The sequence below is a fragment of the Streptomyces sp. NPDC031418 genome, from assembly GCF_055581605.1.
This window is the reverse complement of sequence record NZ_JBVIJC010000001.1, coordinates 389,812-409,583: the sequence shown is the minus strand read 5'-3', so window position 1 is coordinate 409,583 and position 19,772 is coordinate 389,812. Positions and strand designations below refer to the sequence as shown.

At 72.1% G+C, this 19,772-nt stretch carries 15 protein-coding genes; 5 read left to right on the top strand and 10 right to left on the bottom strand.

The window, feature by feature from the left end:
- Nucleotides 1–6 precede the first annotated feature (6 nt).
- Genes ACZ5CZ_RS01845 through ACZ5CZ_RS01835 form a run of 3 tightly spaced genes read left to right on the top strand, consistent with a single transcriptional unit; the run spans nt 7 to nt 3,429 of the window.
- Entirely contained in the window at nt 7–1,131 is a 1,125-nt protein-coding gene (locus ACZ5CZ_RS01845; RefSeq protein ID WP_468938307.1) for a type III polyketide synthase, read from the top strand.
- 58 nt (nt 1,132–1,189) lie between these two features.
- On the top strand, nt 1,190–2,788 hold the full coding sequence (locus ACZ5CZ_RS01840; RefSeq protein ID WP_468938305.1) for an MFS transporter: 1,599 nt from the start codon (nt 1,190–1,192) through the stop codon (nt 2,786–2,788).
- The gene (locus ACZ5CZ_RS01835; protein ID WP_468938302.1) at nt 2,785–3,429 is read left to right on the top strand and encodes an isoprenylcysteine carboxyl methyltransferase family protein; all 645 of its coding nucleotides are present in this window, start codon (nt 2,785–2,787) and stop codon (nt 3,427–3,429) included. The genes ACZ5CZ_RS01840 and ACZ5CZ_RS01835 overlap by 4 nt, the downstream gene beginning before the upstream one ends.
- Nucleotides 3,430–3,444: 15 nt before the next feature.
- Here the strand turns inward: ACZ5CZ_RS01835 and ACZ5CZ_RS01830 are convergent, their stop codons facing one another.
- The 3 genes from ACZ5CZ_RS01830 to ACZ5CZ_RS01820 all read right to left on the bottom strand — a co-directional run bounded on the left by ACZ5CZ_RS01830 (nt 3,445) and on the right by ACZ5CZ_RS01820 (nt 9,168).
- Entirely contained in the window at nt 3,445–4,890 is a 1,446-nt protein-coding gene (locus ACZ5CZ_RS01830) for an aldehyde dehydrogenase family protein (RefSeq protein ID WP_385839649.1), read from the bottom strand.
- A 137-nt stretch (nt 4,891–5,027) separates the two neighbouring features.
- Nucleotides 5,028–6,635, bottom strand: coding sequence for a PucR family transcriptional regulator (locus ACZ5CZ_RS01825; protein WP_468938298.1), 1,608 nt, complete (start codon nt 6,633–6,635; stop codon nt 5,028–5,030).
- A gap of 106 nt (nt 6,636–6,741) precedes the next feature.
- The gene (locus tag ACZ5CZ_RS01820; RefSeq protein WP_468938295.1) at nt 6,742–9,168 is read right to left on the bottom strand and encodes an ATP/GTP-binding protein; all 2,427 of its coding nucleotides are present in this window, start codon (nt 9,166–9,168) and stop codon (nt 6,742–6,744) included.
- Nucleotides 9,169–9,451: 283 nt separating this feature from the next.
- On the opposite strand from ACZ5CZ_RS01820, the gene gabT reads away from it, so the two are divergent.
- Entirely contained in the window at nt 9,452–10,786 is a 1,335-nt protein-coding gene (gene gabT / locus ACZ5CZ_RS01815; protein WP_385839653.1) for a 4-aminobutyrate--2-oxoglutarate transaminase, read from the top strand.
- A 380-nt stretch (nt 10,787–11,166) separates the two neighbouring features.
- Nucleotides 11,167–11,850, top strand: a complete 684-nt coding sequence (locus tag ACZ5CZ_RS01810) for a phosphatase PAP2 family protein (RefSeq protein WP_468938292.1) — start codon at nt 11,167–11,169, stop codon at nt 11,848–11,850.
- On the opposite strand, the gene ACZ5CZ_RS01805 is transcribed toward ACZ5CZ_RS01810, so the two are convergent.
- The 7 genes from ACZ5CZ_RS01805 to ACZ5CZ_RS01775 all read right to left on the bottom strand — a co-directional run bounded on the left by ACZ5CZ_RS01805 (nt 11,847) and on the right by ACZ5CZ_RS01775 (nt 19,721).
- Nucleotides 11,847–12,305: a hypothetical protein gene (locus ACZ5CZ_RS01805; protein ID WP_385839655.1), complete on the bottom strand. Its 459-nt coding sequence runs from the start codon at nt 12,303–12,305 to the stop codon at nt 11,847–11,849. The genes ACZ5CZ_RS01810 and ACZ5CZ_RS01805 overlap by 4 nt on opposite strands.
- A gap of 141 nt (nt 12,306–12,446) precedes the next feature.
- Nucleotides 12,447–13,877, bottom strand: a complete 1,431-nt coding sequence (locus tag ACZ5CZ_RS01800) for an NAD(P)/FAD-dependent oxidoreductase (RefSeq protein ID WP_468938288.1) — start codon at nt 13,875–13,877, stop codon at nt 12,447–12,449.
- A gap of 36 nt (nt 13,878–13,913) precedes the next feature.
- Complete coding sequence (locus ACZ5CZ_RS01795; protein ID WP_385839657.1) at nt 13,914–14,714, bottom strand: ABC transporter permease; 801 nt, start codon at nt 14,712–14,714, stop codon at nt 13,914–13,916.
- Complete coding sequence (locus ACZ5CZ_RS01790) at nt 14,715–15,644, bottom strand: ABC transporter permease (protein ID WP_468938284.1); 930 nt, start codon at nt 15,642–15,644, stop codon at nt 14,715–14,717.
- On the bottom strand, nt 15,644–16,810 hold the full coding sequence (locus tag ACZ5CZ_RS01785) for an ABC transporter ATP-binding protein (RefSeq protein WP_468938281.1): 1,167 nt from the start codon (nt 16,808–16,810) through the stop codon (nt 15,644–15,646). The genes ACZ5CZ_RS01790 and ACZ5CZ_RS01785 overlap by 1 nt, the downstream gene beginning before the upstream one ends.
- A gap of 5 nt (nt 16,811–16,815) precedes the next feature.
- Nucleotides 16,816–18,063 carry a polyamine ABC transporter substrate-binding protein gene (locus tag ACZ5CZ_RS01780; RefSeq protein WP_385839661.1) on the bottom strand — a complete coding sequence of 416 codons (1,248 nt, stop codon included), beginning with the start codon at nt 18,061–18,063 and terminating at the stop codon, nt 16,816–16,818.
- A 116-nt stretch (nt 18,064–18,179) separates the two neighbouring features.
- A complete protein-coding gene (locus tag ACZ5CZ_RS01775) occupies nt 18,180–19,721 on the bottom strand; it encodes a gamma-aminobutyraldehyde dehydrogenase (RefSeq protein ID WP_468938277.1) in 1,542 nt (513 codons plus the stop codon).
- Between the last annotated feature and the right edge of the window lie 51 nt (nt 19,722–19,772).

Here is a 19,772-nt window from a genome sequence, read left to right as displayed (position 1 = left end):
AGCCGTATGCCGACAGGTCGGACGACGGTGGGGCGCGGGGGGTGGGGGCCGGCCGAGCCGGGGCCACGGATCACGGCGGTCCGGACCGCCGTACCGGAGCACCGGTTCACCCAGGAAGAGATCATGGAGGCCATCGCGGGCACCACGCTGGGGCGCTCCCGAACCGGCCGGCTGATGCTCCGCAAGATCCAGGCCAACGCGGGGGTGACGACCCGCCACTTCGCGCGGCCGCTCGAAGAGCTGAGCGGCCTGACCGACTTCACCGACGCCAACCGGGCCTGGCTCGAGACCGCGCTGGACCTCGGCGAACAGGTCCTCACCGAGGCACTGGAGGCGGCCGGCGTACGGCCCTCGGAGGTGGACGCCGTGATCAGCACCACGGTCACCGGGCTGACGGTGCCGTCGATCGAGGCGCGGCTGGCGCAGCGGGTCGGTCTGCGCCCGGACGTCCGGCGCATCCCCCTGTTCGGCAACGGCTGCGCGGGCGGCGCCGCGGGCCTGGCCCTGCTGCGCGACTACCTGCTCGGCCACCCCGGCCACATCGCGGTGCTGCTCTCCGTCGAACTGTGCTCCCTGGCCTACCGGACCGACGACACGTCGATGGCGAACATCGTCGCCGGAAGTCTCTTCGGGGACGGCGCGGCGGCCGTCGTGGCGTTCGGCGCGCAGCGGCACCGGCAGGCCGGCGGCACCGGCGGCGGCCCGGAGCTGGTGGACAGCCACAGCCGACTGGTGCCCGGTACCGAGGAGGTGCTGGGCTGGGACATCGGCTCCCACGGCCTGCGCATCCTGCTCTCCCAGGACGTCCCGGAACTCACCGCGGAGCATCTGCCGAAGGCCGTATACGACCTGCTCGGCCGGCACGCGCTCACCCCCGGGCAGATCGCCACCTGGATCGTGCACGGCGGCGGGCCGAAGGTGCTCACCGCGGCGGAGCGCGCCTTCGACCTGCCCCCGCGGGCACTCGAACCGACCCGGCGGTCCCTGGCCGACAAGGGCAACCTCTCCTCCGCCTCCGTGCTGCACGTGCTGCACACGGCGATGGCGGCACCACCGCCGCCGGGCGCGCCCGGCCTGGTCGCCGCCATGGGTCCCGGGTTCGCCATCGAGCTGGTGCTCACCCGCTGGTGAGTGCGGTGAGTCCGGGGAGTCCCTCCGCCGTACGACGAGACAAGGATGCCGACCGCCCATGACCCTCACCCCCGCGCGCCACGAAGGAGCGGCGGCCGGACCGGACCAGGTGGCGCACCGCCGGGTGCTGTGCGTGATGTGCCTGGCGCTGATGCTGGTCACCGCCTCCATGTCCGCGCTGAATCTGGCCCTCCCGGACATCGGCCTCGACCTGTCGGCCTCCTTCACCTCGCTCACCTGGATCGTCGACAGCTACACGGTGGCCCTCGCCGGCCTGGTGCTGCCGCTGGGCGCCCTCGGTGACCGGGTCGGCCGCCGTGCCGTACTGATCGCCGGAACCTTCGTCTTCGGCGGGGCCGCCTTCGCCGCGGCGGTGTCCTCCAGCAGCACCGGTCTCGTCGGGTGCCGGGCGGTGATGGGCCTGGGCGCCGCGATGATCATGCCGGGGACCCTGTCGACCATCACCGGCGTCTTCCCGGCGCACCGGCGCGCCAAGGCGGTGGCGATCTGGTCCGGCTGCGCCGCCGCCGGGTCCATCCTCGGCATGCTCGCCTCCGGAGCCCTGCTGGAGTACTTCTCCTGGAGGTCGATCTTCGTGGCCCTCGGCTGCGGCGCCCTGGCCGCGGCGGTGGCGGCCGGGGTGTGGGCCCCGGAGTCCAAGGACGCCTCCCCCGGCCGGTTCGACGCCGCCGGAGCGGTGTGCACCGCTCTCGCGCCGGGCGCGCTGGTGTACGCGCTGATCGCGGGCAGCGACCAGGGCTGGGGCACGCCCGAGGTCGTCGTCGCCCTGGTCGTCGCGGTGGCGGCCGGCACCGCCTACGCCCTGCTCGGGCTGCGCGCCGAGAACCCGCTGCTCGACCCACGGCTGTTCCGGGTGCGGGAGTTCTCCCTGGGCAGTGTGGCGCTCACCGTGCAGTTCATGATCCTGTTCGGCTTCTACTTCGTGGGCCTCCAGTACCTGCGGCTGATCCTCGGCTACGGCCCGCTGAAGTCCGCCGTCGCGCTGGTGCCGGTCGCCCTGGTCGTCGTACCGACCTCGCTGGCCACTCCGCCGCTGGTGCGGCGGGTGGGCAGCCGGGTGGTGATGACGTGCGGTCTGATGCTGCTCGCCTCCGGGCTGATCGCCATGTCGCTGCTGACGGCCGCCTCCGGGTATCCACCGTTCCTCGGCAGTCTGCTGCCGGCCGGTCTCGGCATCGGCCTGATCGGGGCCGCGGGCACCTCCGCGCTGACCGGCTCGCTGCCCCCCGACCGGCAGGGCGTGGCCTCGGCCGCCAACGACGTCACCCGGGAGGTCGGGGCGTCCCTCGGCATCGCGCTCATGGGCTCGGTCTTCGGCAGCCACTACCGGTCCTCGCTGACGGTGGACCTCGGCCGGCTGCCCGAAGCCGCGGCCGCCGCGGTGCGCCGCTCGCCGGTCGGCGGGCTGTACGTCGCGGAGCTGCTCGGGCCGCGGGGCGCGACGCTCGCCGCGGACGTGCGGAACGCGTTCATGAACGGCATGTCCGCGGCGCTCCTCGCGGTGGCCGTGGTCACCGCCGCGGCGATCTGTCATCTCGCCCTGAGCGGGCGGCGGGAGGGCTCCGGCCGGCCCGCGCCCGGGGCGGAGCGGACGGCCGTGCCCGTGACCGCGGAGGACTCGGAAGCGGTCGAGTGACCGCCCCCGGCACGGCGGCGGTCCCGCTCGGGGCGCTGCTCCTGGTCGCCGCCGTCTGCTGTGTGCGCGTGGCCGAGCTGTCGGTGGCCCGGCGCAACACCCGCTGGGCCGCCGCCCACGGCGGTGTGGAGTACGGGCACCGGCGCTATCCGCTGGTGATCGTGCTGCACACCTGCCTGCTCGCCGGGCTGCTGCTCGAAGTCACCCTGGCCCGCCGTCCGTTCGTGCCGCCGGTCGGCTGGTCCGCGGTGGCCGTGCTGGTGCTGGTACAGGGCGTGCGCGGGTGGTGCATGCGCTCCCTCGGGCCGCGCTGGAACACGCGGATCGTCGTGGTCCCCGGTCTGGCCCGGGTGCGCCGGGGGCCGTACCGGTTCCTGCGGCACCCCAACTACTGCGCCGTGGTGCTGGAGGGCATGGCCCTGCCGATGGTGCACACCGCCTGGCTGACCGCCGTGCTGTTCACCGTCGTCAACACGGTCTTCCTGGTCTCCTGGGCGCGGCTGGAGGAGCGGGCGCTGGCGCTCGCGGCGAGCGGGTGCGGGAGCGGGGCGGGCCGCCCTCTGTCACCGGGCCGCCGGGGTGCCGGAAAGGCGAACGGCCGGAGCCCCCGCACAGTGGGCTCCGGCCGTTCTGTTTTCTGACCTGTCCGTGGCAGGTCAGAGCGCGAGGCCGGTCAGGACCAGCACGCGCTCGTAGGTGTAGTCCTCCATCGCGAACCGCACGCCTTCGCGGCCCACACCGGACTGCTTGGCGCCGCCGTACGGCATCTGGTCGGCGCGGTAGGACGGGACGTCGCCGATCACCACACCGCCGACCTCGAGGGCGCGGTGGGCACGGAAGGCGGTCTGGAGGTCGTGGGTGAACACGCCCGCCTGGAGGCCGTACTTGGAGCTGTTGACCGCGGCGAAGGCCTCGTCCTCGCCGTCCACCTTCTGCACGGTGAGGACCGGTCCGAAGACCTCCTCGCAGGCGAGGGTGACGTTCTCCGGTACGTCGGTGAGGACGGTCGGCGCGTAGGAGGCGCCGTCGCGGTCACCGCCGGTGAGCAGCGTGGCGCCGGCCTCGACGGCCTCCTTCACCCAGGACTCCACGCGCTTCGCGGCGTCCTCGCTGACCAGCGGGCCGACGTCCGTCTTGGCGTCGCTCGGGTCGCCGGTGACCTGGGCCTCGACGGCGGCGACGATGCGCGGCAGCAGACGGTCGTGGACGGAGGCGTCGACGATCACGCGCTGCACGGAGATGCAGGACTGGCCGCCCTGGTAGTTGGAGAAGGTCGCGATGCGGCTCGCGGCCCAGTCCAGGTCGGCGTCGGAGGCGTAGTCGCCGAGGACGACCGCGGCGCCGTTGCCGCCCAGCTCCAGGGTGCAGTGCTTGCGCGGCACCGAGTCCATGATCGCGTAGCCGACCTTGTCGGAGCCGGTGAAGGAGATCACCGGCAGGCGCTCGTCCTGGACCAGGGCGGGCATCCGGTCGTTGGGCACCGGCAGGACGCTCCAGGAGCCGGCCGGCAGCTCGGTCTCGGCGAGCAGCTCGCCGAGGATCAGGCCGGACAGCGGGGTGGCCGGGGCGGGCTTGAGGATGATCGGCGCGCCGACCGCGATCGCCGGGGCGACCTTGTGGGCGCACAGGTTCAGCGGGAAGTTGAACGGCGCGATGCCGAGGACGACACCCTTCGGGAAGCGCCGGGTGAGGGCGAGGCGCCCCTGGCCGCCGGCGTCGGTGTCGAGCCGCTGGGCCTCGCCGCCGTTGAACCGCCGGGCCTCCTCGGCGGCGAACCGGAACACGGAGACGGCACGGCCGACCTCGCCGCGGGCCCACTTGATGGGCTTGCCGTTCTCGGCGGAGATCAGCTGGGCGATCTCCTCGGTGCGCTCGGCCAGCCGCTTGCTGACGTGGTCGAGGGCGGCGGCGCGGACGTGCGCCGGGGTGGCGGCGAACTCGTCCCGCACGGCGTACGCGGCGGCCACGGCCTCCTCGACCTGGGCGTCGCTCGGCACGCTGACCTTGCCGACGAGCCGGCCGTCCCACGGGGAGGTGACGTCGAAGGCGGCGTCGCCGGTGACCTGGCGGCCGGCGAGCCAGAAGGCATGGGTGGAAGTCATGTGCGAGTCCCGGCCCTTCCGCGTTGGGGGTGCTTGTCTTTCGTGGTCCACGGTAGGGCGGGCCCGGCCGGAGGTCGTTTGTCCGCGCAGTAGCAGTCGGGCCGGGTGGTGCTACGGATTGGCGGAGTAGGGCCTGGTCAGTCCGGCGAGGTCGCCTTGAGGGCGAGCCACAGCTCCATCCGGACGTCCGGGTCGTCCAGGCTGCGCCCCAGGATCTCCTCGACCCGGCGCATCCGGTACCGCAGGGTGTGCCGGTGCACCCCGAGGTCCGCCGCGGCCGCGTCCCACTGGCCGTGCCGGGACAGCCAGGCCCGCAGCGAGGCGACCAGATCCCCGCGCCCGGTCGCGTCGTGCTCGTGCAGCGCGCGCAGCAGCCCGTCGGCGAACGCCTTCACCGCGTCGTCGGCGAGCAGCGGCAGCACGGACCCGGCGGCCAGCTGCTCGTGCTCGACCAGCACCCGGCCGCGCCGCCGGGCCACCGACAGCGCCTGCTCGGCCTGCTTGTAGGCGGCGGCAGCGGCGATCGGCCCGGCCGGTGCGGACAGGCCGACGACCAGCTCCTGCTCCTCGGCGGCCGCCTTCTCCGGTACGGCGCGGGCCGCCTCCAGCGTCGCCGCGTGCTGCGTGCACGCCGCCGCGGCCGCGCCGCCGTCCGCGGCCAGCACGACCAGCCGCTCCCCCTCGGGTACGACCAGCACGGCCTCGCCGGCCCGGGCGGCGGCGGACTCCACGGTCTCGCCGAGCGCGCCCAGCGGATCCCCGGCCGCGGCGGTGCCCTGCGCCCGGGCGGCGGCCGGACCGGGCACCGACTCGGCGACGATCATCCGGAACGGCGCGTCGAGCAGCCCGCCGTACAGGTCCCCGGCGACGGCCCGGGCGTGGTCGGGCTCGGCGGCGAGCAGCATGCGCAGCACCGCCGCGCCGACCCGCTGCTCGGCCGCGTGCAGGGAGCGGGAGCGTTCGGTGGTGAGGGTGAGCAGGGCGATGGCGGAGTGGACGGCGTAGCGCTCGGCGGTGCCGAGGGCGGCGGCGGTGCCCACGGCGAGGGCGGCGCGGGGCCGCCGTCCGGTGCCCAGCGAGTGCAGTTCGACCCGGTCCTCGTGGTCCGGGCCGCCGACCACGGACGACGCCGGGGCGGGCCGGTCGCGCAGCCGCTCCACGTCCGCGGTGAGCCGTGCGGCCCGCCGCCCGGCCCACTCCGGTGCGGCGGCGACGACGGCGCCCGAGGCGTCGTACAGCGCGGCCCATCCGTCGACCTGGGCGGCGAGGGCGCCGAGCAGTCCCTCGGGCCCGGAGCCGAGCGCCTGCCGGGTCAGCTCGCGCTGGGCGGCGAAGCCGGCGGTCACCGCGCGGTACTGGTCGGCGGCGATGGCGGCGGAGACGGCCTTGCTGATGGCGAGGAAGGGGGTACGGCGCGGCACTTCGAGCAGCGGCAGCCCCTCGGCGGCGCACGCGTCGACCAGCGCCCCCGGAATCTCCTCGTAATTCACCCCCACGGCGAAGCCGAGCCCCACGACCCCCGCCCCGACGAGCCGCTTCACATACCGGCGCATCACCTCGGGGTCCTCCGCGTCCAGCTTCAGCGCGGTGATCAGCAGCAGCTCGCCGCCCTCCATGTACGGCACGGGGTCGGCCAGCTCGCTGACGTGCGCCCAGCGGACGGGCACGTCGAGCCGGTCCTCGCCCGCGCGCACGGTCAGCTTGAGCGCGGAGTGGTGGACGAGGGAGGCGAGCGTCAGGGGCATGGGGCCTTCACGGTGAGGAGATCCGGTGATCGTTGCGATCTATTGGCCGTCACGTATGAACAACCTAAGCCGATTCTGCCTCACCGTACGATCCCGGGCGGCCACCTCACCCCCGCAGATCCACCAGCAACGGCGGCGCGTGCTCCCCCTGCACGGTGGTCAACGACAACACGGCATGCCCGGCGGGAACGCCATGCGCCAACTCGGAAGCAGACCACCGCTCCCGCTCGACCTGCCGAACGGTGACGGCCTCCGTGGTCACCGCCTTGCCGGTCACCAGCTTGCGCAGGGCGTGGATCGCGCGGGTCATCGGCTGGTCCGCGAAGACGGTGTGCCGGGCGATGTCCCGGGTCTCCACCCACTGGGTCCCCCAGGCATCCGCGAACCTGCTGCCGTCCCATGTGGTGACCCCGGAGAACGCCATACGACAGCCGACGGCCGCGTACAGCGGCCCGTGCAGCGCCTCGGGTACGTCACCGACCGTGCGCAGGGCGAGCACCACGCCCGCGTTCCGGGAGCGCAGCCGCTGGATGCGGCGGACCGACTCGGTCGTCACCGCGCCGGTGGCGTCGTCCAGGACGAGGCATGCGAAATGCTCCCGTTCGCCTGCCGTCGCGACGGACCCGAACTGTGCGAGCACCAGCCGGGTGACGATCCGGGACGCCTCTTCGTGGCCGCGTTCGGGCAGGTCGATACGGACCCGCAGCGGATGGTGGGCGATGGCACGCAGGGAGAACGGCCGGGGGCTGCCGCCGTCCGCGCCGAAGAACTCGGCGAACGCCGGACGGTCCAGCACGGCGAGCCGGTCGGCCAGGACGGGGCCGGGATCGCCCGCGCTGCCCGCCTGCCGCGCACGCGCATCCAGCTCGCGGCGCATCGCCGCATGCTCCGGCCCCTCCAGCGCCGTGTGCAGCGCGGCCAGCGCCACGGGCTCCCCGTCCAGGAGTTCGCGCAGCACGGGCAGCGTCGGAAAACGTCCGTACGCCGCCCGGTAGGGGCCGAGAAGCTGGGCGAGTGCGGTGGCCGCCCGCTGCCCGCTCGCCGCGTCCAGGTCGCCGGCCAGCCCCTCGGCCAGGAAGGCGGCCGCCTCGTCCGGGTCGTCGGATTCCGCGTACGGGTCGAGGTCGTGCACGGACGCGGGGTCACCGAGGCGTACGACGACGTCATAGGCGGAGTCCGGCCCGAGCGGAGTACCCGCCGCGCAGACCGCGACGACGGCGCACCGCCCGGCGAGCGCCTGTAGTCCGAGCGACTCCACGACGGGCCGGATCAGGTGGTGCGTCTTGCCGGAGCCCGAGGGCCCGACGGCCAGCAGTGACGTGCCGAGGGTCTCCGGTGCCAGCGCGGCCCCGGCACCGCCGTAGGCGGGCGGAGTGCGATCCCCCGCCACCCACTGTCCGATGCGCACCTGTCCGGCGAGCAGATCGTGCCGGGCGGCCCGGCCCGGCAGATCGCGCACACCGGAGGGATGCGTCCAGGCGGCGGCACCCTCACGCACCACCGTGTCGGTGAAGGAGGCGAGCCGAGCCCTCGCACGGCTCACGGTCCACATGTGGCCGATCCGGACGCAGTCCACGTCGTTCATCCGGCCGGCGTGCACCTCGGCGGCGAGCACGTCCGCCGCCTGATGCTGACCGGCCTCCCGCAGTTCGGGCCACTGCGACGGCCGCCGCTCGACGGACGACGTGGGGGTGGTCTGGGCCGTCTTCGCCCGTTCCCGGGCGGCGAGCGCCTCCTTGGCAAGGGGCCACCAGCCGCCGAGCCGGGCGAACGGCCACAGCACCAGCAGCGTGACAAGCAGGTACAACCCGTCCGTGAGCAGTTGCGAGCCGAACACGGCATAGCCGCCGGTGACCAGGACGACAAGCGAGAAGACCGGGTCCTGGACGGGCAGCGCGTCCCAGCCGAGACCGAACGCGCTGGGGAAGACGAAGGCCAGTGCGACCAGTGCACCGAGGGCGGCGAGGAGGGCCCGAGCGGGTTGCTCACGGCGGGCGACCAGGTGCCGGATGATGTCGGACCAGCTGCCCAGACGCGCCATGGCGTAGACGAGGAGGGCGAAGACCACGCCGTCGGCGACCGTGATGGCCTCGGCGCCCTGGTAGGTCTTGGGTGTCGTCGTGCCGCCCCACCACCAGTCGTCCGGGGTGAGCAGCTTGAGGATGGTCCACTGGTAGGGGATGCTGCCGTGCCGCCACAGGGACCACAGGAGCAGGCCCGCCACCAGGGGGACGACGAAGCCGACGATGGTCACGGGGGCCAGGCGCTGTCCCTGCGACGCGGCCTTGGCCTGACGGTAGCCGTAGCGCCAGATGCCGGGCTCGGCGGACGGGCGCGGCGCGTCGAGCCAGTCGGCGACCGCCGGGCGGGGATGTGGTGGATGCGAGGGGCGGGGGGTCTGGGCGGCCAAGGGCGGCATGTCCGGTGCCCTCGTCGGCCGTGGCGGCACCGCAGGGGCTTCCCGTGGGGGTGTGGGGTGGGGTAGGGGGGTTGGATGGGTGCCGCGTGGGTCGCGGGTGTTGTTGCTGTCCATCCGTCTGCCCCCTGACCAGCCGGTCCGTCCGTCATCAGCCATCAGCGAGCCAATCTAACGCCCCGACAAGGGGAGTTCACCGCTTACACGGCCGACAGGCGCCGCCGGGCGAGTGGTGCGCGGGCCCACGACTATGTCCACGGCGGACAAGCCGGGTCTCCGACAACGCCCACATGGAGCATGCCCAGCCTCCACCCCCGGCCCTAGCCTGCGAAGAAAGAGTAGGTAAGCGTCCGAAAAACGCACCCCGTACCGCCGCCCGAAAGATCATCAGGGAGCCCCCATGACCGCACTTCCGCAGGAGCGCCGCGTCGTCACCGCCATCCCCGGCCCGAAGTCGCAGGAGCTGCAGGCCCGCCGCACCGCCGCGGTCGCGCAGGGCGTGGGCTCGGTGCTGCCGGTGTTCACCACGCGCGCGGGCGGCGGCATCATCGAGGACGTCGACGGCAACCGCCTCATCGACTTCGGTTCCGGCATCGCCGTGACCAGCGTCGGCGCCTCCGCCGAGGCCGTCGTACGGCGTGCCTCCGCCCAGCTCGCCGACTTCACCCACACCTGTTTCATGGTCACCCCGTACGAGGGGTACGTGGAGGTCGCCGAGGCGCTGGCCGAGCTGACCCCGGGTGACCACGCCAAGAAGTCCGCGCTGTTCAACAGCGGTGCCGAGGCCGTCGAGAACGCCGTGAAGATCGCGCGTGCGTACACCAAGCGGCAGGCCGTGGTGGTGTTCGACCACGGCTACCACGGGCGCACCAACCTCACCATGGCGCTCACCGCGAAGAACATGCCGTACAAGCACGGCTTCGGGCCGTTCGCGCCCGAGGTGTACCGCGTGCCGGTGGCGTACGGCTACCGCTGGCCGACCGGTGCGGAGAACGCCGGCCCCGAGGCCGCCGCGCAGGCCATCGACCAGATCACCAAGCAGGTCGGCGCGGACAACGTCGCCGCGATCATCATCGAGCCGGTGCTGGGCGAGGGCGGCTTCATCGAGCCGGCCAAGGGCTTCCTCCCGGCGATCCGCCAGTTCGCCGCGGACAACGGGATCGTCTTCGTCGCGGACGAGATCCAGTCCGGCTTCTGCCGCACCGGCCAGTGGTTCGCCTGCGAGGACGAGGGCATCGTCCCGGACCTCATCACCACCGCCAAGGGCATCGCCGGTGGTCTGCCGCTCGCCGCCGTCACCGGCCGCGCCGAGATCATGGACGCCGCGCACGCCGGCGGGCTCGGCGGTACCTACGGCGGCAACCCGGTCGCCTGCGCCGGTGCGCTCGGTGCCATCGAGACCATGAAGGAGCTCGACCTCAACGGCAAGGCCAAGCGCATCGAGGAGATCATGAAGGGTCGCCTCGCCGCCATGGCCGAGAAGTTCGACATCATCGGTGACATCCGCGGGCGCGGCGCGATGATCGCGATCGAGCTGGTCAAGGACCGCACCACCAAGCAGCCCAACCCGGAGGCCACCGCCGCGCTGGCCAAGGCCTGCCACGCCGAGGGCCTGCTGGTCCTGACCTGTGGCACCTACGGCAACGTGCTGCGCTTCCTGCCGCCGCTGGTCATCGGCGAGGACCTGCTGAACGAGGGTCTCGACATCATCGAGCAGGCGTTCGCGGCCGTCTGAGCAGTTCCTGAGCGTCTGCGGCAGGGCGTGTGAAGAAGGTGTGCGAGGTGGATGACGTAAGGCCGATCCGTCTGCCCAAGCGCCACCGCCTGCCGTAGGTTCTCTCGGGATGAGAGATACACCCCGCCCACAGGGGACTGTGGGCGGTCTCAGGCCGAGGCCTCCCCAGCTTCGACCTGGCCGTGCCCTCGCGCACACGACCGGGGCCTGACGGCTCCGGGATCTCCTCACCGATCGGACGGTCGCCGCCCCAAACCCCCCGGGGCGCGCGACGTTCCGGTCCGGACGGCCGCCTCGGAACCATCCCCCCCTGTTCCGGGGCGGCCGACCTCCTTCCCCCGCTCCCTCTCCTGGGACACCGCACCTGCGAAGCTGGGCCCGTGTCGTCCCGTCGCCCGTTCCGCCCGGCCGTTCTCCTCGCCGTCCCGGCCGTTCTCTTCGCCGTGATCACCTGGCAGGTGGCCGGTCACGGCCCGCTGCTGCGGCTGGACTCCCGGCTCAGCCGGGCCCTCGTCCATCCGGACCGCCTCTCCCAGCTGCTCTCCGACCTCGGCGACATCCAGGTCGCCGTCCCGGTGCTCGCGCTCGTCATCGGGTACGCCCTGTGGCGGGGCCGGGCCACCGGCGCCGCCCGCTGGTGGGTGCCGCCGCTCGGCGCCGCCGTGCTGATGGCGGTCGTACCGGCGATCGTCGTGCCGCTGAAGGACTGGACCGCCCGGCCGGGAACCCCCGTGGTGCCCCCGGCCGTCGGCTACTACCCCTCCGGCCATACGGCGACCGCGGCCGTCGCCTACGGCTCGGCGGTCCTGCTGCTGCTCCCCCGGCTGCGCTCCCCGGCCGCCCGCCGAGGCCTGGTCGCCGGCTGCGCGCTCCTGGTGCTCGGGGTGTCGTACGGCCTGGTCCGGCACGGCTACCACTGGCCGCTGGACGTGGTGGCCAGCTGGTGTCTGTGCACCGTGCTGCTGGCCGTCCTCGCCCTGGTGATCAGCCGGAGTACGCGTCGAACGTCTTCTGGAGCCGTCGAGGGCGGGGAATGCAAGCGGCGGCCCTCCGAGGCCGCCTAGTCGCGCTCGCCCCGCGGTTCGGCCTGGCCCGCCGCGGCCTCGTGCATCGCCAGCTCCAGCAGCGCCGGATCGGTCAGCGTGCCCGAGCCGTCCGGCGGTACCAGCCAGCGCACCCCCCGGGTGGCCCGGCCCGGGTACGGTACGACGATCCAGGTGCCCGGCCCGGCGGTCCGGACACCGGTGCCGAGCCAGCGGGCCGCGGTGCCCGGCGGCACGAAGAACCCGACCCGGTTGTCGCCGAAGTCGACGAGCACCGGGCCGGGTCGGTCGAGGACGCGGGTGAGCACGTCCAGGGTCGGATAGCCGAGGTCGCCCGGCAGGATCAGCACGTCCCAGGCCTGGCCGGCGGGCAGCAGCGCGACCCCGAGCGGGTTGCGCTCCCATTCCCAGCGGCAGGCGTCGGGATCCGGCGCGACCGATGCCAGCCACTCGACCGCCGTCTTCGCCCCACTCATCGAAGGCCTCCCTCTCGCTCCTTCCCGCGCCCGGCCGTCGGGCCCGGGGTGTCGGGAGGAGAGAGGGAGGCCGCTCGTGGAGCATTACGCGACTTCCGCGCGCCGGGAGGTGTGAGCTGGGTCACACATCCGTGACCGGCTTCAGCTGTCGAAGCCCAGGCCCAGCCGGTCCATGGCCCGCAGCCACAGATTGCGCCGGCCGCCGTGGGCGTCCGCGCGGGCCAGGGACCACTTGGTGAGCGCGATCCCGGTCCAGGCGAACGGCTCCGGCGGGAACGGCAGCGGCTTCTTGCGGACCATCTCCAGCCGGGTCCGCTCGGTGTCCTCGCCGTCCAGCAGGTCCAGCATCACATCGGCGCCGAAGCGGGTGGCGCCGACCCCGAGGCCGGTGTAGCCGGCCGCGTACGCCACCCGGCCCTGGTGCGCGGTGCCGAAGAACGCCGAGAACCGCGAGCAGGTGTCGATGGCGCCGCCCCAGGCGTGGGTGAAGCGGACGCCCTCCAGCTGCGGGAAGCAGGTGAAGAAGTGCCCGGCGAGCTTGGCGTACGTCTCCGGGCGGTCGTCGTACTCCGCCCGCACCCGGCCGCCGTAGTGGTGGATGGCGTCGTAGCCGCCCCACAGGACGCGGTTGTCGGCGGACAGCCGGAAGTAGTGGAACTGGTTGGCCGAGTCGCCGAGGCCCTGCCGGTTCTTCCAGCCGACCGCCGCCAGCTGGTCGGCGGTGAGCGGCTCGGTCATCAGCGCGTAGTCGTAGACCGGGACGGTGTAGGAGCGGACCCGGCGCAGCAGGCTGGGGAAGATGTTCGTGGCGAGCACGACCTTGCGGGCGCGCACCGAGCCGTACGGGGTGGTGACGGCCATCCCGGCGCCGTACTGCTTCAGGGTCAGGGCCGGGGTGTGCTCGTGGATCCGCACGCCGAGCCGGAGGCAGGCCCGCTTCAGGCCCCAGGCCAGCTTCGCCGGGTGCAGCATGGCCACGCCCCGGCGGTCCCACAGGCCCGCCTCGAAGGTGGGCGAGTTCACCTGTTCGCGCACGGCGTCGGCGTCCAGGAACTCGACGCCGTCCGCGAGGCCCCGCTGCTCCAGCTCCCGGTGCCAGTCGCGCAGCTCCCAGGCCTGGTAGGTCTCGGTCGCGACGTCGATCTCGCCGGTGCGCTCGAAGTCGCAGTCGATGCCGTGCCGGGCGACGGCCGCCTCGATCTCGTCGAGGTTGCGCCGGCCCAGCTCCTCCAGCCGGTGGATCTCGTCCGGCCAGCGGGCCAGGCCGTTGGCCAGCCCGTGGGTGAGGGAGGCGGCGCAGAAGCCGCCGTTGCGGCCGGAGGCGGCCCAGCCCACCTCGCGGCCTTCCAGCAGGACCACATCCCGCTGCGGGTCGCGCTCCTTGGCGTTGAGCGCGGCCCACAGTCCGCTGTACCCACCGCCGACGACCAGCAGGTCGCAGGTCTCGGCGGTGGTCAGCGCGGGCTCGGGGTGGGGCTTGCCAGGGTCTTCCAGCCAGTACGGGACCGGCTGGGCTTCGGAGAGAGAGGCGATCCAGTTGTCTTGGCCACGGCTCATGGCGCTTGGGGCCATGATTTCAACTCCCTACAGAGGAATCCCCGAAAAGGCTTATGCCTTTTGCTTGCTACGGCGGTTGGTGATGAGCATCGAGGTCAGTGTGATGAGCACCGCGACGAGGAACATGGCCGTGCCGATCACATTGATCTGGACCGGTGTTCCGCGCTGCGCCGAACCCCAGACGAACATGGGAAAGGTGACCGTCGAGCCGGCGTTGAAATTGGTGATGATGAAATCGTCGAAGGAGAGCGCGAAGGACAGCAGCGCGCCCGCGGCGATTCCGGGTGCCGCGATCGGCAGGGTGACCCGCAGGAAGGTCTGCACGGGCCCGGCGTACAGGTCCCGGGCGGCCTCCTCCAGGCGCGGGTCCATCGACATCACGCGCGCCTTGACCGCGGTGACGACGAAGCTCAGACAGAACATGATGTGGGCGATGAGGATCGTCCAGAAGCCCAGCTGGGCCCCCATGTTGAGGAACAGGGTGAGCAGCGAGGCGGCCATGACGACCTCGGGCATCGCCATCGGCAGGAAGATCAGCGAGTTCACCGCGCCGCGCGCGCGGAAGCGGTAGCGGACCAGCGCGAAGGCGATCATCGTGCCGAGGGCGGTCGCGCCGACCGTCGCCCAGACCGCGATCTGGAGGCTGAGGGACAGCGAGCCGCACATGTCGGCGACGCCGCACGGCTGTTTCCAGGCGTCCAGGGAGAACTGCTGCCAGGCGTAGTTGAAGCGCCCCTTCGGTTTGTTGAAGGAGAACACCGTCACGATGACGTTGGGCAGCAGGAGATACGCGAGCGTGAGAAGTCCCGCGATGACGACGAGACGGCGCTTGAACCAGTTGACGAAGGGCATTTAGACCAGGTCCTCCGTCCCCGACCGGCGGATGTAGATCGTGACCATGGCCAGGATCGCGGCCATGAGGATGAAGGAGAGGGCGGCCGCCGTCGGATAGTCCAGAATCCGCAGGAACTGCGTCTGGATGACGTTGCCGATCATGCGGGTGTCGGTGGAGCCGAGCAGTTCCGCGTTGACGTAGTCACCGGCCGCCGGGATGAAGGTCAGCAGCGTGCCGGAGACCACGCCGGGCATCGACAGCGGGAAGGTCACCTTGCGGAAGGTGGTCCAGGGCCGCGCGTACAGGTCGCCGGCGGCCTCGTGCAGCCGTCCGTCGATCCGCTCCAGCGAGGTGTACAGCGGCAGGATCATGAACGGCAGGAAGTTGTACGTCAGTCCGCACACCACCGCCAGCGGGGTGGCGAGGACGCGGTCGCCGGCCGTCCAGCCGAGCCAGTTGGTCAGGTCCAGGATGTGCGCCGCGTTCAGGGCGTGCACGACCGGGCCGTTGTCGGCGAGGATCGTCTTCCAGGCGAGGGTGCGGATCAGGAAGCTGGTGAAGAACGGCGCGATCACCAGGACCATGATCAGGTTGCGCCAGCGGCCCGCGCGGAAGGCGATCAGATAGGCCAGCGGATAGCCGAGCAGCAGGCACAGCAGGGTCGACCCGGCAGCGTAGAGGACGGACCGCAGGAACTGCGGCCAGTACTCGGACAGGGCGTCCCAGTAGGTCGCGAAGTGCCAGGTGACCTTGTAGCCGGTCTCCAGCGAGCCGGTCTGCACGGAGGTGGAGGCCTGGTAGATCATCGGCAGCGCGAAGAACACGACCAGCCAGAGCATGCCGGGCAGCAGCAGCCAGTACGGCGTCCAGCGGCCGCGCTTGCGCGGTGGCTTGCGCTTCGGCTCGGCGGGGGCGAGCGGCGGTGGCGCCTCGGTGAGGGTCGACATCAGGCGGCCGCCTCTTCCTCGGTGCCCGCGGAGCCCACTGTCCCATCGAGAACGGACTGGGCGGCGTCGAGGCCGAAGGTGTGCGCCGGGTTCCAGTGCAGGACGACGTCGGCGCCGGGCACCAGCCGGCCGTCCCGCTCGACGTTCTGGACGTAGACCGCCAGCTCGTCGCAGACCGGGCTGTCGATGACGTACTGGGTGGAGACGCCGATGAAACTGGCGTCGGCGATCCTGCCGGTCAGGCGGTTGCGCCCCGCGGGGATCGAGCCCGCGTCGTCGGCGTGCGTGAGCGCGATCTTCTCGGGGCGGATGCCGACCAGGACCTTGCCGCCGGTCCGGGCCGGCGCGGAACAGCGCGCCGCGGGCAGCACCAGCTTGCCATCGGCCGCCTTGAGCACGATGTCGTCGCCGCTCTTGGTGTCGACCTCGGCCTCGATGAGGTTGGAGGTGCCGAGGAAGTTCGCGACGAACGTCGACTGCGGGTTCTCGTAGAGGTCGTCGGGCGAGCCGAGCTGCTCGACGCGGCCGGCGTTCATCACGGCGACCGTGTCGGCCATCGTCATGGCCTCCTCCTGGTCGTGCGTGACATGGACGAAGGTGATGCCGACCTCGGTCTGGATGCGCTTCAGCTCCAGCTGCATCTGGCGGCGCAGCTTGAGGTCCAGGGCGCCGAGCGGCTCGTCGAGGAGGAGCACCTTGGGGTGGTTGATGAGCGCGCGGGCCACGGCGACGCGCTGCTGCTGGCCGCCGGAGAGCTGGTGCGGCTTCTTGCGCGCCTGCTCGCCGAGCTGGACCAGCTCCAGCATCTCCTCGACCTGCTTCTTCACGCTCTTGATGCCGCGCCGGCGCAGACCGAAGGCGACGTTCTCGAAGATGTCGAGGTGCGGGAAGAGGGCGTAGGACTGGAAGACGGTGTTGACCGGCCGTTTGTACGGCGGCAGGTGGGTGACGTCCTGGTCGCCGAGGCGCACGGTGCCGCCACTGGGCTCCTCCAGGCCCGCGATCATGCGCAGGGTGGTGGTCTTGCCGCAGCCGGAGGCGCCGAGCAGGGCGAAGAAGGAGCCCTGCGGCACGGTCAGGTCCAGGGGGTGTACGGCGGTGAAGGCGCCGTACGTCTTGGTGATCCCGGAGAGGCGGACGTCGCCGCTGTTGTCTGGTGTCGTCATCGTCGTCACGCCCCTGTGAGCTTCGAGAACTTCTGCTGGTAGGTCGTCTCTTCCTTCGCGCTCAGGGAGCGGAAGGCGTGGGACTTCGCCTGCATGGCCTTGTCGGGGAGGATCAGCGGGTTGTTCGCCGCCTCCTTGTCGATTTTCGCGAGATAGGGCTTCACTCCCGCGACGGGGCTCACGTAGTTGATGTAGGCGGCCAGCTCGGCGGCGGGCTCGGGCTCGTAGAAGTAGTCGATGAGCCGCTCGGCGTTCGTCTTGTGACGCGCCTTGTTGGGGATGAGCATGTTGTCGGTCGACGTCATGTAGCCGCTGTCGGGGAGGACGTAGCCGATGTCCGGGCTGTCGGCCTGGAGCTGGACGATGTCGCCGCCCCAGGCGATGCAGGCGGCGAAGTCGCCCTTGCTGAGGTCGGACGTGTAGTCGTTGCCGGTGAAGCGGCGGATCTGGCCCTTGTCGACGGCCTTCTGGAGACGGGCGGTCACCCTGTCGTAGTCGTCGGCGGTGAACTTCGCCGGGTCGATGCCCATGTCGAGCATGGTCATGCCGATGCTGTCGCGCATCTCGGTGAGGAAGCCGACGCGCCCCTTGAGCCTGGGGTTGTCGAGGAGGTCGGAGACCGACTTCACCTCGATGCCGTCGAGCGCCTTCTTGTTGTAGGCGATGACGGTGGAGATGCCCTGCCAGGGGTACGAGTACGCCCTGCCCGGGTCCCAGTCGGGCGCGCGGAACTGGTCGGACAGGTTCGCGAAGGCGTGCGGCAGGTTGGCGGGGTCCAGTTTCTGGACGTACCCCAGCCGGATCATGCGCGCGGCCAGCCAGTCGGTGAGGACGACCAGGTCGCGGCCGGTGTCCTGGCCGGCGGCGAGTTCCGGCTGGATCTTGCCGAAGAACTCGTCGTTGTCGTTGATGTCCTCGGTGTACTTGACCTGGATGCCGGTCCGCCGGGCGAACGCGTCGAGCGTGGGGTGGTGCTTGCCCTTGTCGTCCACGTCGATGTACTCGGGCCAGTTGGAGAAGTCGACGACCTTCTCCTTGGCCGAGTGGTCGTCGGCGGAGACGCCGCCTTGCGTCTTGGTCGCCGCGGGGATCCCGCAGGCGCTCAGCGCCCCGAGTCCGCCGACCGCGAGCGCGCCGCCCGCGGAGGCGCGCAGCAGCGAGCGGCGGGTCAGGGCGGCCCTGCCGCTCCGCATGCTGCGCCGTATGGCGGCGACTTCGACCGGTGTCAGGCGGTCGGGCTCGTACTGCTCCATGCGCGTGGTGCCCTTTCGGGAGGGTTGGGTGGTCGGCCTGGTCGAGGGCCGGGACGTCACACCCGGCAGCAGCCGGGCCGCTTGCGTTGTCCGGCGCGGACGCCGGACGGCGGCTGCTACCGGTCCCCGAAGATCGTGCGGTGCCAGTCCTTCTCGGCGACCGCCGTATTGTCGAACATTACGTGCTTGACCTGCGTGTACTCCTCGAATGAGTACACCGACATGTCCTTGCCGAAGCCGGACGCCTTGTAGCCGCCGTGCGGCATCTCGCTGATGATCGGGATGTGGTCGTTGATCCACACGCAGCCGGCCCGGAGGTCACGGGTGGCGCGGTTGGCGCGGTAGACGTTGCCGGTCCACGCGGAGGCGGCGAGGCCGTACGGGGTGTCGTTGGCCAGCCGGATGCCCTCATCATCACTGTCGAACGGAAGGACGACCAGTACCGGGCCGAAGATCTCGGACTGGACGATCTCGCTGTCCTGGGCCGCGTCGGCGATCAGGGTGGGCCGGTAGTAGGCGCCCCGCTCCAGCTCGCCCTTCGGCGCCTCTCCGCCGGTCACCACGCGCGCGTAGGCGCGTGCCCGGTCCACGAAAGCGGCGACCCGGTCCCGCTGGGCGTGCGAGACGAGCGGCCCGAGGTCGGTGCCGGGGGCGAAGGGGTCGCCGAGCCGTACGGTCTCCATCAGTGCGGCGGTCCGCTCGACGAAGGCGTCGTAGAGCGGTCGCTGGACGTACGCGCGCGTGGCGGCGGTGCAGTCCTGCCCGCTGTTGATGAGCGCCCCCGCGACCGCGCCGTGCACGGCCGCCGTCAGGTCGGCGTCGTCGAAGACGACGAAGGGCGCCTTGCCGCCCAGCTCCAGATGGAGCCGCTTGACGGTGGCGGTGGCGACCTCGGCGACCCGCTTGCCGATCGCGGTGGAGCCGGTGAAGGAGGTCATGGCCACGTCCGGGTGGCCGACGAGATGCTCGCCCGCCTCCCGGCCGGTGCCGGTGACGATGTTGATCACCCCGTCGGGGATCCCGGCCTCGGTCGCGGCCTGCGCGAACAGCAGCGAGGTGAGCGGGGTCAGCTCGGCGGGCTTCAGTACGACCGTGTTGCCTGCGGCGATGGCCGGGAGGATCTTCCAGGCAGCCATCTGGAGCGGGTAGTTCCAGGGCGCGATGGAGCCGACGACGCCGATCGGCTCGCGCCGGACGTACGAGGTGTGGTCGCCGGAGTACTCACCGGCCGACTGCCCCGCCAGATGCCGGGCGGCGCCCGCGAAGAAGGCGGTGTTGTCCACGGTGCCTGGCACGTCGAACTCGCGGGTGAGCTTGAGCGGCTTGCCGCACTGGAGGGACTCCGCGCGCGCCAGCTGCTCGGCACGGCCGGCGTCGGCGAGCACGGCGGCGAACCGGTGCAGGGCCTCCGAGCGCTCGGCCGGGGTGGCCGAGGACCAGCCCGGGAAGGCCTCCCGGGCGGCGGCGACGGCCACGTCGACGTCGTCGGTGCCGGCCAGCTCGTAGGTGTACACCTCGGCGCCGGTGGCCGGGTCGACCACGGCGTGGTGACGACCCGAGGTGCCCTTCGTCAGCCGGCCCGCGATGAACTGCGCGCCGTCGGCGAATGTGTCCTCGGCGGGAAATCGGTCCGGGGTGGCGGTGCCCGGGTTGTGCATGTCGCTCTCCTCCGCCGTACGCCCCGTGACGGGGGTGGGTGGCGTAGCTCC